The 15292-nt window shown below is 67.8% G+C and carries 14 protein-coding genes and 1 tRNA gene; 10 read left to right on the forward strand and 5 right to left on the reverse strand.

Going from position 1 to position 15292, the window contains the following annotated elements:
• Positions 1 to 66 precede the first annotated feature (66 nt).
• Positions 67 to 669, forward strand: coding sequence for a GNAT family N-acetyltransferase (locus TSH64_RS02845; RefSeq protein ID WP_109095477.1), 603 nt, complete (start codon positions 67 to 69; stop codon positions 667 to 669).
• On the opposite strand, the gene TSH64_RS02850 is transcribed toward TSH64_RS02845, so the two are convergent.
• The 3 genes from TSH64_RS02850 to arsC all read right to left on the reverse strand — a co-directional run bounded on the left by TSH64_RS02850 (position 660) and on the right by arsC (position 3123).
• Positions 660 to 1640, reverse strand: a complete 981-nt coding sequence (locus tag TSH64_RS02850; protein WP_109095478.1) for an alpha/beta hydrolase — start codon at positions 1638 to 1640, stop codon at positions 660 to 662. The genes TSH64_RS02845 and TSH64_RS02850 overlap by 10 nt on opposite strands.
• A gap of 150 nt (positions 1641 to 1790) precedes the next feature.
• Positions 1791 to 2723 (reverse strand): 50S ribosomal protein L3 N(5)-glutamine methyltransferase, encoded by a 933-nt coding sequence (gene prmB, locus TSH64_RS02855; protein WP_109095479.1) that lies wholly within the window; start codon positions 2721 to 2723, stop codon positions 1791 to 1793.
• Between the two features lie 58 nt (positions 2724 to 2781).
• The gene (arsC, locus tag TSH64_RS02860) at positions 2782 to 3123 is read right to left on the reverse strand and encodes an arsenate reductase (glutaredoxin) (RefSeq protein WP_109095480.1); all 342 of its coding nucleotides are present in this window, start codon (positions 3121 to 3123) and stop codon (positions 2782 to 2784) included.
• Positions 3124 to 3347: 224 nt separating this feature from the next.
• Between arsC and serA the strand changes: the two genes are divergently transcribed.
• Both serA and TSH64_RS02870 read left to right on the forward strand, forming a co-directional pair.
• Positions 3348 to 4592, forward strand: coding sequence for a phosphoglycerate dehydrogenase (serA, locus tag TSH64_RS02865; protein WP_109095481.1), 1245 nt, complete (start codon positions 3348 to 3350; stop codon positions 4590 to 4592).
• Between the two features lie 120 nt (positions 4593 to 4712).
• The gene (locus TSH64_RS02870; protein WP_109095482.1) at positions 4713 to 5435 is read left to right on the forward strand and encodes a hypothetical protein; all 723 of its coding nucleotides are present in this window, start codon (positions 4713 to 4715) and stop codon (positions 5433 to 5435) included.
• Between the two features lie 9 nt (positions 5436 to 5444).
• On the opposite strand, the gene TSH64_RS02875 is transcribed toward TSH64_RS02870, so the two are convergent.
• Positions 5445 to 5789 carry an HNH endonuclease gene (locus TSH64_RS02875; protein WP_247872710.1) on the reverse strand — a complete coding sequence of 115 codons (345 nt, stop codon included), beginning with the start codon at positions 5787 to 5789 and terminating at the stop codon, positions 5445 to 5447.
• 5 nt (positions 5790 to 5794) lie between these two features.
• Between TSH64_RS02875 and TSH64_RS02880 the strand changes: the two genes are divergently transcribed.
• Positions 5795 to 6118 (forward strand): hypothetical protein, encoded by a 324-nt coding sequence (locus tag TSH64_RS02880; RefSeq protein ID WP_146207983.1) that lies wholly within the window; start codon positions 5795 to 5797, stop codon positions 6116 to 6118.
• 59 nt (positions 6119 to 6177) lie between these two features.
• Here TSH64_RS02880 and carA read toward each other — a convergent pair whose 3' ends face one another.
• Positions 6178 to 7350, reverse strand: a complete 1173-nt coding sequence (gene carA / locus TSH64_RS02885; RefSeq protein WP_109095485.1) for a glutamine-hydrolyzing carbamoyl-phosphate synthase small subunit — start codon at positions 7348 to 7350, stop codon at positions 6178 to 6180.
• A 367-nt stretch (positions 7351 to 7717) separates the two neighbouring features.
• Here carA and TSH64_RS02890 point away from each other — a divergent pair, with 367 nt between their 5' ends.
• The 6 genes from TSH64_RS02890 to TSH64_RS02915 all read left to right on the forward strand — a co-directional run bounded on the left by TSH64_RS02890 (position 7718) and on the right by TSH64_RS02915 (position 15076).
• Positions 7718 to 8182 (forward strand): GatB/YqeY domain-containing protein, encoded by a 465-nt coding sequence (locus TSH64_RS02890; RefSeq protein WP_109095486.1) that lies wholly within the window; start codon positions 7718 to 7720, stop codon positions 8180 to 8182.
• Positions 8183 to 8273: 91 nt separating this feature from the next.
• The gene (locus TSH64_RS02895; protein WP_109095487.1) at positions 8274 to 8870 is read left to right on the forward strand and encodes a Uma2 family endonuclease; all 597 of its coding nucleotides are present in this window, start codon (positions 8274 to 8276) and stop codon (positions 8868 to 8870) included.
• 116 nt (positions 8871 to 8986) lie between these two features.
• Positions 8987 to 10894, forward strand: a complete 1908-nt coding sequence (gene dnaG, locus TSH64_RS02900) for a DNA primase (RefSeq protein WP_109095488.1) — start codon at positions 8987 to 8989, stop codon at positions 10892 to 10894.
• Positions 10895 to 11094: 200 nt separating this feature from the next.
• Positions 11095 to 13128 carry an RNA polymerase sigma factor RpoD gene (gene rpoD / locus TSH64_RS02905; protein WP_109095489.1) on the forward strand — a complete coding sequence of 678 codons (2034 nt, stop codon included), beginning with the start codon at positions 11095 to 11097 and terminating at the stop codon, positions 13126 to 13128.
• 145 nt (positions 13129 to 13273) lie between these two features.
• Positions 13274 to 13349, forward strand: a tRNA-Ile gene (locus TSH64_RS02910).
• A gap of 53 nt (positions 13350 to 13402) precedes the next feature.
• Complete coding sequence (locus TSH64_RS02915) at positions 13403 to 15076, forward strand: tetratricopeptide repeat-containing glycosyltransferase family protein (protein WP_158285331.1); 1674 nt, start codon at positions 13403 to 13405, stop codon at positions 15074 to 15076.
• Positions 15077 to 15292: the final 216 nt, after the last annotated feature.

Genomic DNA, 15292 nt, shown 5'->3' on the forward strand with positions numbered 1-15292 from the left:
GACTGGAAATCGTCGGCGGGAGAGCCTTTTCTATCCAGCCGCTTTTCCGATCCAAAGGGTCCGCCCGTGAGTTCCGAACCGACTGACGACCGCCTCCGCCTTCGCTCCGCCGATGCCGACGACGCACCGGATCTGGCACGGCTGATCGACATCGCCGGCGGTGGCGTCTACGAATTCCTGCTCGACGGGCTGATGCCGGGGATGACCGCGGCGGAGATGCTGGTGCCCGGCCTGGCCGGGCGCAGCGGGTCGCTGTCGCATCGCCAGAGCGGTGTCGCCGAACTGAATGGGCAGGTGATCGGCATCGCCCATGGCTATCCCACCGACTGGATCCGGACGGAGGATTACAGCGGCCTGCCGCCCGACCGCGTCGCCCATATGGGCGAATTCGCCGAAACGCTGGACTGGGGCAGCTATTTCCTGTCCGCCCTGGCTGTCGATCCCGCGCACCGGCGCCACGGCATCGCCGGCCGGCTGCTCGGCTGGTTCTACGAGCGGGCGCGGACCGGCGGCTTCGACCGGATCACCCTGCATGTCTGGGCCGACAACGAGCCGGCCCGCCGTCTCTATGTCGGCGAGGGGTTCGAGGAGATCGGCAGCGCCGCCATCCCCTGGCACCCCCGGCTGCCGCACCAGGGCGGCAGCATCCTGATGCGGCGCTATCTTTGAGCGGCGATCCGCGGAGCCGTCTTCCCGGCTGACAGCTCACCGATCCGGCGCACGACTTGGTCCGGGTCGGCATAATGGACCATGTGGCCGGAGTCGGGCACCCAATGCAGCGTGCTGTCGGGCAGCACATGATGCAGCCGGCCGCTCTGCTCCTCCTGCTCGACCACGCGGTCGTGATGGCCGGCGAAGATCGCCACCGGGACGGTCACGTCGGCATAGCGGTGCTGCAGGCGGTCGGCGGCCGGCGCCATGGTCACGCCATCCTGGGCGTTGGCGCGCATCTGGCCCGGCCGGATGGTCAGGGCGGCGGGGAAGCTCTCGGTCAGATGCTCAGGCACCGGACGGGGTGAGAACAGCGTCTTCAGCAGCCCCGGCATCATCGCCATCGAAACCGGCGGCGACAGGGTGTGGCGCAGCAGGTCGCCCAGCACCGGCGTCGCCAGCGGCGCCACCAGAGCCGCATCGGCCCGCTTGGTCGGGAAATAATAGCCGGCCATCAGCACCAGCCCCTTCACCGCTTGCGGATGGTCCAGGGCCAGGGCCAGCGCCACCAGCGTGGCATAGGAATGGCCGACCACCACGGCGTTCCCGATCCCCAGCGAGTCGAAGGCCCGGGCCAGCAGGTCGGCCTGATCCTCCGGCGTCCAGGCGCGATCGCGCGGGCGGTCGCTGTGGCCCATGCCGGGCCGGTCGAAGGCGATCACCCGGTGGGTCCGGGCCAGACGCTGGAACAGCCCGCTCGCCAGCGAATCGCCGAGTGCGGAGACGTTGCCGTGCAGCAGCACGACCGGCGGACCTTCGCCGGCCTCCATGTAATGCAGCCGGACGCCATCGACGGTCAGGAAGCGGCCTTCGGGCGGATAGCGCCGTTCGGCCGCGCGGGCGGCAAGCGTGTTGGCGACGGCCAATCCGCCCAGGGTCAGCGCGGTGAGGCCCAGGGTCTTGAGCAGGGTGGAGCGGCGGTCGGTCATCGGCGGCGTCCTCTCAGGGCTGCTGCGGTGCAACATCGTGAGAGGACAACCGGCGGGCGGGAGAAGGGTTCCTGGGGAAGCCGGGCCTCCACTTCGGTCCTCTCCCATCCAGGGAGGACCGAAGTGGGGCAATCGCACCTTACCTTCGGCTCACTTGCCGGCCTTCAGCTGGTCCCGCGTCAGCCAGAACACCTCGCCGAAGCTGTTGGCGGTCTGCAGCCACAGGAAGTCCAAGTGGGGATAGTCCGCCTCCAGGATCTCGCGGCCGGTGCCGAACTCGCAGAGCAGGCCGCCTTCCGGCGTCAGGTGCTTGGGCGCTTCCTTCAGGATGCGGCGGACGATGTCCAGCCCGTCGTCGCCGCCAGCCAGCGCCAGTGCCGGCTCGGCCCGGAACTCCGGCGGCAGGGCGTCCATTGACTCGGCGTCGACATAGGGCGGGTTGGTGATGATGACGTCGTATTTCCGCGTCTTCAGCGGGGCGAACAGGTCGCCCTGATGCAGGGTGATGCGGTCCCCGAACCCGCTGTCGGCGACGTTGCGCTTGGCCACCTCCAGCGCATCGGGCGACAGGTCCACCGCGTCGACCTGGGCCTCCGGGAAGATGCGGGCGGCCAGGATGGCGAGGCAGCCGGAGCCGGTGCACAGATCCAGCACCCGCTCGACCGAGGTCGGGTCCTCAACCAGCGTGAAGTCGTCGCCGCCGAACATGTCGGAGAACAGCAGCTCGCCGATGTAGGAGCGCGGGACGATCACCCGCTCGTCCACATAGAAGGGGATGCCCTGGATATAGGCCTTGTTCAGCAGATAGGGCGCCGGCTTGCGGGTGTCGATGCGGGCATGGAGGATGCCGGCCACCGCCTCGCGCTCCGCCGCGGTCAGCCGGGAATCCAGATAGGGGTCGAGCTGGTCGACCGGCAGGTGCAGCGACTCCAGCACCAGGAACACCGCCTCGTCGAAGGCCGTGGTGGTGCCGTGGCCGTAATCCAGCTCGGCCTCGTTGAAGCGGCTGACGCCGTAGCGCAGGAAATCGCGGATGGTCGACAGCTCGGCGGCGGCGGTTGCTGCGGTGTGCTTGCTGGTCACGGGCGGCTGGCTCCGGGGAAGGGGCGGGAGTGGGGGGAGCAGAGCGGATCGGAAACGGTCAGAGCAGGTCCAGCACCGACTCCGGCGGGCGGCCGATGCGGGCTCGGTCGCCCTTCACCACGATGGGGCGTTCGATGGCCGCCGGATTGGCGGACAGGGCGGCGACCAGCGCCTCGCCGTCGAGGTCCTTCGCGATGCCGGCCTCCGCCGCCTCCTTGGCGCGGGTGATGTCGCGCGGACCCTTGCCCAGCTTGGCGAGGAGGACCGACAGCTCCGCCGCGTCCGGCGGGGTCTTCAGATACTCGATCACCGTCGGCTCGACGCCGCGGGAGCGCAGAAGCTCCAGCGTCTCGCGCGATTTGCTGCAACGCGGGTTGTGATAGATCGTCACGTCGCTCATGACAGGCTTTCCAAGTTTGAAGAGCGGTCAGACTGATACACCCAACCCGCGCTGCGCGCCAATCCGGCATGCGGAAACGGACGCCGCGGCGCAACATCCGTCAGGTGACAAGGGCTGCCTTTGGTATTATTTTGCGCGCTCGCTTTTCCGAAAGGCCCTGCGCGCCGTATCCCGGTGGGCTGGCCTTGCGGGACAGAACCGATGCCCAGATACGGAAGCCGGCCGTGACCAAGCTCTCGCTCTCCAAGGACAAGATCAACATCCTTCTGCTGGAAGGTGTCCACGACAACGCCATCGACGAGCTGGCCCGCGGCGGTTATGCCTCCGTCGAGCGGCTGCCGCGCGCGCTGGACGAGTCCGAGCTGCTGGAACGCATCGGCTCGGTCCATATCCTTGGCATCCGCTCGCGCACGCACCTGACCGCCAAGGTTTTCGAGGCGGCGAGCAAGCTGATCACCGTCGGCTGCTTCTGCATCGGCACCAACCAGGTCGACCTGAAGGCGGCGCGCCGCCACGGCGTCCCGGTGTTCAACGCCCCCTATTCCAACACCCGCTCGGTGGCGGAGCTGGTGATCGGCGAGATCATCATGCTGATGCGCGGCATCTTCGAGAAGTCGCAGCTGGTCCATGGCGGCGGCTGGATGAAGTCGGCCAAGGACAGCTACGAGATCCGCGGCAAGACGCTGGGCATCGTCGGCTACGGCCACATTGGCACCCAGGTGTCGATCCTGGCCGAAGCGATGGGCATGCAGGTCCGCTTCTACGACACCGTGCGCAAGCTGGCGCTCGGCAATGCGCGGGCCTGCGACTCGCTGGAGGAACTGCTGTCGGTCTCCGACGTGGTGACCCTGCATGTGCCGGACACCCCGCAGACCCGCGACATGATCGGCGAGCGTGAGCTGGCCGCCATGAAGAAGGGCAGCCACCTGATCAACGCCGCCCGCGGGCAGGTGGTGGAGATCGAGGCGCTGGCCGCCGCGATGAACTCCGGCCACATCCTGGGTGCCGCCATCGACGTCTTCCCGGTCGAGCCCGGCTCCGACAAGGAAGAGTTCCAGAGCGCGCTGCGCGGCATCAAGACCGCCATCCTCACCCCGCACATTGGCGGCTCGACGATGGAGGCCCAGGCCAACATCGGCACCGAGGTGGCGCAGAAGCTGCTGGAATATTCGGACAACGGCTCCACCGTCGGCGCGGTCAACTTCCCGCAGGTGGCGCTTCCGGTGCAGGCCGGCTGCACCCGCTTCCTGCACGTCCACGAGAACCGTCCGGGTATGCTGCGTAAGGTGAACGAGGTGTTCTCCGGCCGCGACCTGAACATCGCCGCCCAGTATCTCCAGACCGATCCGGAGCTGGGCTATGTTGTGGTCGACGTCAACGGCGACGTCGAAGAACTGGAGGTCGTCAACGACCTGCGCGCCATCGAAGGCACCCTGAAGGCGCGCTTCCTGTTCCCCTCCAAGCATTGAGGGCAGCATCGGGGGCCGCCGCCGGAGACCTGCGGTGGCGGCCCTTCGCTATCTCCTGCCGCCAAATCTCTTGCCACCAAATCTCTTGTAGGGGAACGGTTTCCCGGTAACAGTGCCGGGATGACCGTTCGCCTCCTGTTCCTTGCCGTTCCGGCACTCCTGCTGTCCGTGTCGCCGGCCGCGGCGCAGTCGAACGGCTGCACCGGATTTCCGCCGACCACGCTGGACCTCGACACCGTGCTGGCGCCGATCCAGCGCGACGATGCGCTGTCGATCACCCAGCTCACCCGCCTGCCGGGACGCACGCCGGGTCCGGTCAGCACCGCCGACAGCCATGTGCTGGGGCTGACCCAGGCGCGGTACGGCGAGCAGTCGCAGGTGTCGGCCCTGTTCAAGACGATGGGCGACGGCACCTATTGCGCCTCTGCCAGCAAGCTTGCCATCAGCTTCGGCTTCCAGCAGCGCATCGTCCATGTCGCCCGGGAAATCCCCGCCGGCTCCTGCCTGCATGGCGAGGTGCTTGCCCACGAGATGCGCCATGTCGCGGTGGACGAGGCCCTGCTTCAGGAAATGATGCCGCAGATCCGCAGCCGGCTGGATCAGGTGATCGCGGAAATGGCGCCGGTGCGCTCGCGCAGCCAGTCGCAGGCGATGGCGGCGATCCGCCGCCCGCTCGAATCGGCGATGCGGCGGATCATGCAGGAGTTCGGCCGCGAGCGCGACCGCCGGCAGGCCCAGGTCGATACGGTCGAGGAGTATGAGCGGGTCAGCCGTGTCTGCAATGGCGAAGCCCGCAATTACCTGCCGAAACCCGCCAAGCGGCGGACCGTCCGCCAGGGCTGAGAAGGACGGTCAGCGCTTGCGCCGCCGCCTGTCGGTGGCATGGCCGTCGTTGAATTCCGGCGGCTTGCGGCGGACCCAGCGGATGAAGGCGGCGAGGTCGGGATGGCCGCGCAGGGCGTCGATCTCGTGATACTGGTCGCGCAGCTGCTGTTCGGTCAGCACCGCATGGATTTTCGCATGGCAGATGCGGTGCATCGTCACCGTCTCGCGCCCGCCATAGGTGCGGGGGATCAGGTGGTGTTCGTTCAGGCTGCCGCCCGGCACCATCGGCCGGCCGCAGAGCGGGCAGGCGGGGCCATCCGGCTCGGCAGCTGGCCGGGCCATGTGGGAAAACGGATGATCGGGAAGACGCATATCTGTTGGAACCGCTGATCGCTGACCATGTTGGCAATCTAGGAGAGGCCATAAATGATATGGTCCGCAACCTCCAGGAGGCCACTGTGAACGATCCCAAATCACAGCCTCGCGACCAGAAGCATGACGGCGAAAAGGCCGCAACCAGCCAAACCGCCGCCGACCAGACTGCCGCCGGCCAGACTGCCGATTGCACCCAGTACGGCCAGGCCGCCGGATCGCCCGGCGGACGTGGCGGCACAAGCTGCTATGGTGGCATCCAGCGGGTACAGCCGCGCACGGCGACCGCCGCGACGCTGGCTCCCGACAAGGACCGTAATGCCAAATAGGAAAAGGGGGAGCCGCGCGAACGGCTCCCCCCTTTTCATGACCTGCCGGCGGTATGGCGTCAGGCCGCCTTCTTCTCGGCGATCAGCTGGACGAAGCGGTCGAACAGATAGTGGCTGTCCTGCGGGCCGGGCGAGGCTTCCGGGTGGTACTGCACCGAGAAGACCGGCTTGCCCTTCAGGCGGATGCCTTCGTTGGTGCCGTCGAACAGGCTGACATGGGTGACCTCGGCGTCGGCCGGCAGCGTCTCCGGCACCACGACGAAGCCGTGGTTCTGGCTGGTGATCTCCACCCGGCCGCTCGCCAGATCCTTCACCGGATGGTTGGCGCCGCGGTGGCCCTGCTGCATCTTGGTGGTCTTGGCGCCCAGCGCCAGCGACAGCATCTGGTGGCCGAGGCAGATGCCGAACATCGGCACGCCGGTGTCGAGCAGGCCCTTGATGGTCGGCACGGCATATTCACCGGTGGCGGCGGGGTCGCCGGGGCCGTTGGACAGGAAGACGCCATCCGGCTGGTGGCGCATCACGTCCTCGACCGAGGCGGTCGACGGCACCACCGTCACCTTGCAGCCGGCGGCGGCGAGGCAGCGCAGGATGTTGCGCTTGGCGCCGTAATCGATGGCGACGACATGGTACTGCGGCTTGTCCAGCGTGGCATAGCCGCCGCCGATGGTCCAACCGGCCTCGGTCCAGTCGTAGGTCTGGCGGCAGGACACGTCCTTGGCCAGGTCCATGCCCTCCAGGCCCGGCCAGCCCTTGGCCTTGGCGACCAGCGCCTCGATGTCGAACTTGCCGTCCGGCGCATGGGCGACGACCCCGTTGGGCGCGCCCAGGTCGCGGATGCGGCGGGTCAGGCGGCGGGTGTCGATGCCGGTCAGGCCGACGAGGCCATAGCTCTTCAGCCAGTCGTCGAGGTGGCGGGTGGCACGCCAGTTCGACGGGTCGGTGATGTCGGCGCGCAGGATCAGGCCGCGGGCGGCCGGCGTGATCGTCTCGATGTCCTCAAGGTTGGCGCCGGTGTTGCCGATGTGCGGGAAGGTGAAGGTGATGATCTGGCCGGCATAGCTGGGATCGGTCAGGATTTCCTGATAGCCGGTCATCGAGGTGTTGAAGCACACCTCGCCCACCGAATCCCCCGTGGCGCCGATGCCTCGGCCGCGGAACACGGTGCCGTCGGCCAGGACCAGGACGCCGGTGTGAACCGCATTGTCGGAGGGGGGAGTGGCGAGAGTCATTCCTGTGAACCTTCCCAAAAACCGCGGCCGGCGACGGATCGGGTGATCGGCGGAACGGCGACGGCCTAGCGTCCCGCCGGGCGCGCACACGTAGCCGCTCGCACCCCGCCTCCGCCGGGATCGGACGGTTTAAGTGGGATCGAGTGGGCTGATCGGATGGGCCGGACATCCTATATGACGATTGGACGCAGGATTTCCAGCAATAGCTTTGCAAGGCGGCCCTGATCCGCGGACAAAGTCGGCGGTCCGGGGGGCGGTCATTTCCCGTCCGGGGCTTTTGCCATGGAAATCGGCAGCCATTTTGGGAATAGTCGGCTGTCCGGCCGGGGCCTTTCCTCCCGGCCCGACGAACCAAGGAACCTGGGACATGACGCTGCGCACGCAGTTCAACGACAGCCTGAAGGATGCGATGCGCGCGAAGGACACGCGCACTGTGTCCGCCATCCGCATGATCCTCGCCGGTCTCAAGGACCGCGACATCGAAGCCCGGGGGCGCGGCGTGACCGACGGCATCGACGATGCCGGCATCCTGTCGATGCTTCAGGGCATGGTGAAGCAGCGCAACGAATCGGCGAGCATGTACGAGCAGGGCGGGCGTCCCGAACTGGCCCAGCAGGAGCGCGAGGAGATCGCGGTCATCGAGCGCTACCTGCCCAAGCAGATGGGCGAGGAGGAGGTCGCCGCCGCCATCGACGCCATCGTGACCGAGCTGGGTGCCGCCAGCATCAAGGACATGGGCAAGGTGATGGCCGAGCTGAAGGCCCGCCACGCCGGCCAGATGGATTTCGCCAAGGCCGGCGGTCTGGTGAAGGCGCGGCTGTCCGGCAAGTAAGGCCGGGCGGACGGGGCGCTGGCCGCCGAGGGGGAACCCGAGGCCAGGCTTGCGCCCCAGGGTGGCGTGCAGCAGTCGGGAGGACGGTGGAATGGTCGCGGTCCGCAAGCCCACTTTCTCAGGCATGACCGTCGCGGAGTTCCTCGACTGGAACGGCGACGGCACCGACACGCGGTACGAGCTGGTGAACGGCGAACCGCGCGCCATGGCGCCGGCGAGCATCACCCACGGCATCCTGCAAAGCACCGTAGCCCGTCTGATCGGCAACCATCTGGCCGACCGGGCAACCGGCTGCCATATCGTGACCGCTCCCGGCGTGCAGCCCCGTGTCCGCTCCAGCCACAACATGCGCATACCCGACCTGGGTGTGACCTGCACGCCCGACGAACGGGGGCTCCGCACGCTGCCTGACCCGGTGCTGCTGGTCGAGATCCTCTCGCCCAGCAACGAGGCCGAGACCTGGGAAAATGTCTGGACCTACACCACGCTGCCGTCGGTCCGCGAAATTCTGGTTTTGTGGACGGCCGGGGTCGGGGCGGAGCTTCTGCGGCGGCAGGCTGACGGAAGCTGGCCGGAGAGCCCGTTGGTGATCATGGCGGATGACACGCTGGGTCTGGAAAGCATCGGCTACGAGGCCTCCCTGCGCACGCTCTATGCTGGAACGCATCTCGTCAGGCAGCCGGACTGATCTGCACCGTCTGCGCCCTTGGGGCCGGCGGCGCTGGTTCCCATACTATGCCTCTGCTATAGCGTGGCCCCCATCGCTTCCGCCTATCGTCCTTCGCATCCGGTGACCGTTCGACCATGGCTTTCCCGCCCCAATTCCTGGAAGAACTGCGCACCCGGCTGACCCTGTCGGAGGTGGTCTCCAAACGGCTGCGGTTGATCCGCGCCGGCCGCGAGTACAAGGCCCCCTGTCCCTTCCACAATGAGAAGTCGCCGTCCTTCTATGTCAACGACCAGAAGGGCTTTTTTCATTGCTTCGGCTGCGGCGCCCATGGCGACATCATCGGTTTCGTCATGCGTCACGACAATCTCGGCTTCCCCGAGGCGGTCGAGCATCTGGCCGGCGAGGCCGGGCTGCCGGTGCCGCGCCCGACGGAGGAGGACCGCCAGCGCTACGAGAAGCGCAAGACCCTGCATGACCTCGTCGAGCAGGCGGCGCGCTGGTTCGAGCAGCAGTTGCACCTGCCGGCCGGCCGGACGGGGCTTGATTACTTCCTGCGGCGTGGGCTGGACGGCGAGACCATCGCCCGCTTCCGGCTGGGCTATGCGCCCGGCGATTCCAATGCGCTGCGCACCTATCTCGGCAAGCAGGGCTTCTCCGATGACGACATGGTCAATGCCGGGTTGCTGAAGCGGCCGGACGACGGCCGGTCGCCCTACAGCTTCTTCCGCAACCGCGTGATGTTCCCGGTGACCGACCGGCGCGGGCAGGTGGTCGCCTTCGGCGGGCGCATCCTGGAAGGCGATGGGCCGAAATACGTCAACACCGCCGACACGCCGCTCTTCCACAAGGGCACGCTGCTCTACGGCCTGTCGCGGGCGCGGCAGGCGGCGGCGGACGGCAAGCCGGTGATCGTCGCCGAAGGCTACATGGACGTGATCGCGCTGGTCCGCGCCGGCTTCGAGGGGGCGGTGGCCCCGCTGGGCACCGCGCTGACCGAAACCCAGGTGCAGGAGCTGTGGAAACTGATCCCGGCGGCGGAGAAGGTGCCCTTCCTGTGCTTCGATGGCGACAATGCCGGCCGGCGGGCGGCCTGGCGGGCGGTGGAGCGCATTTTGCCGCACCTCGCCCCCGGCCAGTCGGCCCGCGTCGCCTTCCTGCCGGAGGGCGAGGACCCCGACAGCCTGATCCGCGCCCAGGGGGCGAAGGCGATGGGGGCGGTGCTGGAGGCCGCCATCCCGCTGTCCGACGCCCTGTGGCGGATGGAGAGCGAGGGCAGGCCGACCGACACGCCGGAGGCCAAGGCCGCGGTGAAGGCGGCGCTGGAGGCCCGTGTCGCCACCATCGCCGACCGCGACGTCCAGAGCTTCTACCGCACCGAAATGCGCCGCCGCGTCGACGAGGCCTTCGCCCCGGCGCGGCCGGCCTACAACCGCGGGCCATGGGTGCCGGGGCAGGGGCGGGGACGCTTCGGCGAGGCGCCGCGCCGCCATGTGCCGGGCACCCCCGGGCGCCTGACCTCCAAGCCGGCGGGGGAGGGGCGCGGCCGCGCCTCCCGCCTCGCGTCGATGCGCGAGCGCATCCTGCTGGCCACGCTGATCAACCATCCGGATTTGTTCGGCGAACTGGCGGAGCCGCTGGGCCTGTTGCCATTCGGTGACCCGGAGCTGGAAAAACTGCGCTGGGCGGTCATCGAATGCCTTTCCGACGACCGCAACCACGACTCGACACTTGACGCCGATGCGCTTTGTCGCCACTTGTCATCCGCCGGCCATGAGACGATGGTCGGTGCTTTGCTAGGCGAGTCGACCTATGTCCATGCCGGCTTCGCCCGTCCGGACGCCTCCACGGAGGATGCTCGGAAGGGATGGTGGCCTGCGTGGCGGCATCTGCATCACGAGCGGGTGCTCGACGATCTTAGGGAAGCGAAGGCCGCTCTGACCCGTGACAACAGCGAGGCCAACTTCGCGAGGGTCGTGGCTCTTCAGCAGGAGGTCATAAAGTCCGGTCTGGGTATCGCGGACAGTGACTTTGACGAGCTTTGAGTGTTGACGATGCAGATCGTCGGCAATCGGGCGTCGGTTGATGGGTACAGAGGGCAACAGGACGGGGCCGCATGACAGTTTCTGTGATGGCGGGTTCTGGGTAGATACATGGTCTGGGGGTGGGGCGGACGGGCCGGGGAACCGGGACCGGGCGCTCCTTTCGTCTTTATTCACTGGGGTAATGCGGGGGCACCGATCGCATGGCCACGAAAGCTGCGAACAGCGTGGAAGTTTCCGAAACGCGGGAGGAATCCGCAGACGGTCCTCTGATGGACGGCATGGGTTTGGCCGTCAAGAAGATGATCGCCCGCGGCAAGGAGCGCGGGTATGTCACCTATGACGAGCTGAACGCAGCGCTGCCACAGGATTCGTCCTCGTCCGAGCAGATCGAAGACACGATGGCGATGCTGTCCGAGATGGGCATCAACATCGTCGAATCGGAAGAGCAGGATTCGGAGAACAGCGGCGAGGGTGCGGGCGAGGGCGAAGGCCGCTCGTCGGGCAACCTCGACGACGACGACATCGGCCGCACCGATGACCCCGTGCGCATGTATCTGCGCGAGATGGGATCGGTGGAGCTGCTGTCGCGCGAGGGCGAAATCGCCATCGCCAAGCGGATCGAAGCCGGCCGCGAGATGATGATCGGCGCGATCTGCGAATCGCCCCTGACCATCCGCGCCATCCTGGAGTGGCATGATTCCCTGATGGAAGGGAAGATGCTGCTGCGCGACATCATCGATCTGGACGCCACCTATGGCGGCGGCCCGGATGGCGAGGAGTTGCCGGAAGGGCTGGCCGACGTTGTTGACGCCACCGGCGCCCCTGGCGCCCCCGGCGCAGGCGCTTCCGCCGTTGCCGCGCCCGCCGCCGACGCTCCGCCGGCCGAAGAGGACGGCGACGAGCCGCGCCCGCCGCGCGCCGAAGGCGAGGGCGAAGAGGGCGAGGAAGGCGACGAGGGCGAAAACAGCCTGTCGCTGTCCGCGATGGAAGCCGCGCTGAAGCCGCAGGTCATCGAGACCTTCGAGAACATCAAGGCGACCTACGACAAGCTGCACAAGCTGCATGAGGCCCGCATGGGCGCGATGCAGCGCGGCGAGGACGTCGGCAAGCAGACGGACAAGAAGTACGACAAGCTGAAGCTCGAGATGGTCGAGCTGATGAACACCGTCCGCCTGAACAACCAGCGCATCGAGCAGCTGGTCGAGCAGCTCTATGGCCTGAACCGCAAGCTGACCGGCTTCGAGGGCCGCCTGCTGCGCATGGCCACCGAGTGCCGGGTGAAGCGCGAGGACTTCCTGAACCAGTATTTCGGCCACGAGCTGGACCCGAACTGGCTGGAGCGCATCCGTGGCCTGAACCCCAAGACCTGGGGCAAGTTCGCTGAGAAGTACGACGGCGAAATCCGCAAGACGCGCGAGTCGATCTCGAACGTCGCCGAGGAAGCGCGTCTGCCGATCAACGAGTTCCGCCGCATCGTCTCCACCGTCCAGAAGGGCGAGAAGGAAGCGAGCCGGGCCAAGAAGGAGATGGTCGAGGCCAACCTGCGTCTCGTCATCTCCATCGCCAAGAAGTACACGAACCGCGGCCTGCAGTTCCTGGACCTGATCCAGGAGGGCAACATCGGCCTGATGAAGGCGGTGGACAAGTTCGAGTACCGGCGCGGCTACAAGTTCTCGACCTACGCCACCTGGTGGATTCGCCAGGCCATCACCCGCTCCATCGCGGACCAGGCGCGGACCATCCGCATCCCGGTCCACATGATCGAGACGATCAACAAGCTGGTCCGCACCAGCCGCCAGATGCTGCACGAGATCGGCCGCGAGCCGACCCCGGAAGAGCTGGCCGAGCGGCTGATGATGCCGCTGGAGAAGGTCCGCAAGGTCCTGAAGATCGCCAAGGAGCCGATCTCCCTCGAGACGCCGATCGGCGACGAGGAGGATTCGCATCTCGGCGATTTCATCGAGGACAAGAACGCCGTCCTGCCGCTTGACGCCGCCATCCAGGCGAACCTGCGCGAGACGACGACCCGCGTCCTGGCCTCGCTGACTCCGCGCGAGGAGCGCGTGCTGCGCATGCGCTTCGGCATCGGCATGAACACCGACCACACGCTGGAAGAGGTCGGCCAGCAGTTCAACGTGACCCGCGAGCGTATCCGCCAGATCGAGGCGAAGGCGCTGCGCAAGCTGAAGCACCCGTCGCGGTCGCGCAAGCTGCGCAGCTTCCTGGATACCTGATTGGGATACCTGATCGGGAAGCGCATCGTTCGAGACGAAGCGGGGGCCTTTCGGCCCCCGTTTTCGTTTTCGGGTTTCCGCGTCGGAGCGATGAACGAGGGGTTGCAATTCCCCAAAGCTTTGTCGCAAAGTGCGGCCCGCGGTAGGGCCTGTAGTTCAGCGGTTAGAACGCGCCGCTCATAACGGTGTTGTCGTCGGTTCAAATCCGGCCGGGCCCACCACGCCTCCCCGACCGACCCAACACTCTCCTTGGGACATGGCGGGGGGCATTTTCGTGGGCGACGTTCTCCAACTCATTCAATCGGCGGCGGCCGCTTTGCAGCGGCGGGAACCGGCAGCGGCGCGCAGGGCGCTGCGGCAGGCGCTGGCGCTCGATCCGGGGCGCGGCGACGGCTGGAGCATCCTCGGCGTTGCGGCCATCGGCAGCGGCGATGCGGTGGGTGCGCTGGCGCCGTTCAGGCGGTCGCTGTGCAGCGCGCCGGGCAATCCCGCCTATGCCCGCAACCTCGCGGCCTGCATGAAACGGCTGGGGCGGGTGGAAGAGGCCGCCGCCGTCCTGCATCGGGCGGCGCTTGCCGGTGCGCTCGCTCCCGACCTGTTCTGCGATCTCGCCGATCTGCGGCTGGGGAGCGGCGACGCATCGGCGGCGCTGCCGCTTTACCGGCTGGCGCTGCTGCTGGCGCCCGACCATGGGCGCAGCCTGAACAATCTGGCGGAGACCCTGCGCCGGCAGGCCATGCCGGAGGCGGCGACCGAACTGGGCCGGCTGGCCCGGCTTCGCGGCACGGCGCCGGCCTGGGCCGCGGCAGGAGCGGAACTGGTCGAGGCGGGGCGGATCGAGGAGGCGCAGCCGGCGCTCTGCCGGGCGCTGGCGCTCGATCCGGCCGATCCGGCCAGTTGGAGCAATCTCGGATTCGCGCATCTGCAACGGCATCGGGCGGAAGCGTCGGTGGCGTCCTTCGCCCAGGCCCGCCGCCTCGATCCGGCGCTGGCGGAGGCGGCGGTCGGGCAGGGCAGCGCGCTGATGCTGATGGGGCGCCTGCGCGAGGGGGCGGCGCTCTATGAGGAAAGGCTGCGGCTGCCGCTGTTCCAGCCGCCGCGCCGTTTCGACCGGCCGGACTGGGACGGCAGCATCCGGCCGGGGGCGACGCTGCTGATCCATGCCGACCGTGGCATAGGCGATGCGATCCAGTTCATCCGCTATGCGCCGATCCTGCGGGCGCAGGGGATGCGGGTGCTGTTCTGCGGCCAGGAAAACCTGCTGGGGCTGCTGCGGTCCTCACGCATCGTCGACGCCGCCTTCGGCTATGACGACGAACTGCCGCCCTACGACATGCATGCCCATGTGATGAGCCTGGTCCATCGGATGGGGACCGGGCTGGACAGCATTCCCGCGGACATCCCCTATCTCCACGCTTCGCAGGCGGCGAAGGCCCTCTGGGCCGGGAGGGCCGCGGGTCTGGAGGGGCTGAGGATCGGCATCGTCTGGGCCGGTTCGGTGCATTTCCGCTATGACCGCGTCCGTTCGCCCCGTCTGGAGCCGCTGCTGCCGCTGTTCGGCATTCCGGGGACGACGGCGGTGGTGCTCCAGTTCGGGCAGGGGCGCGACGACATGGCCAAATTCCCGCTGCCCGCCGGCACCGTCGATTGGGGCTGCTCGTTGCAGGGCATGGACAACACCGCGGCGGCCCTGGGCGAGCTGGATGTGGTGGTCAGTTCCTGCACCTTCATGGCCCATCTGGCTGGCGCGCTGGGCCGGCCGGTGTCGGTGCTGCTGCATGCCGGTTCGGAATGGCGCTGGCTGAGCGGGCGAGAGGAGTCGCCCTGGTATCCGACGGCGCGGCTCTACCGCCAGGCGGCTCCCGGCGACTGGTCGGGGCCGGTTGAGCGGCTGCGGGCCGATCTGGCGGCGTTGGCGGCGCGGCGGATTGCCCTGGCCGGCAACTGACGGGGCCGCTCTGAAGCCTTTTCGGCACAAGCGTGGCCGTCCCGCACAAATTTTGCTGCAAGCCTCATAAAGTCTGGAATAAAGGATGCGCGGCGCGCGTTCGCACCCATATGCATCGGGTCTCCCATTCGGCCGCAAGGTCGGTGGAGCCGGCCCGGCCTCTGGAGTTGCGGCGCCCTCGTCGTCCCCGTCCGCCTTGTCGGCAGAAGGGGGAGG

Source organism: Azospirillum sp. TSH64, assembly GCF_003116035.1.
Lineage (GTDB): Bacteria > Pseudomonadota > Alphaproteobacteria > Azospirillales > Azospirillaceae > Azospirillum.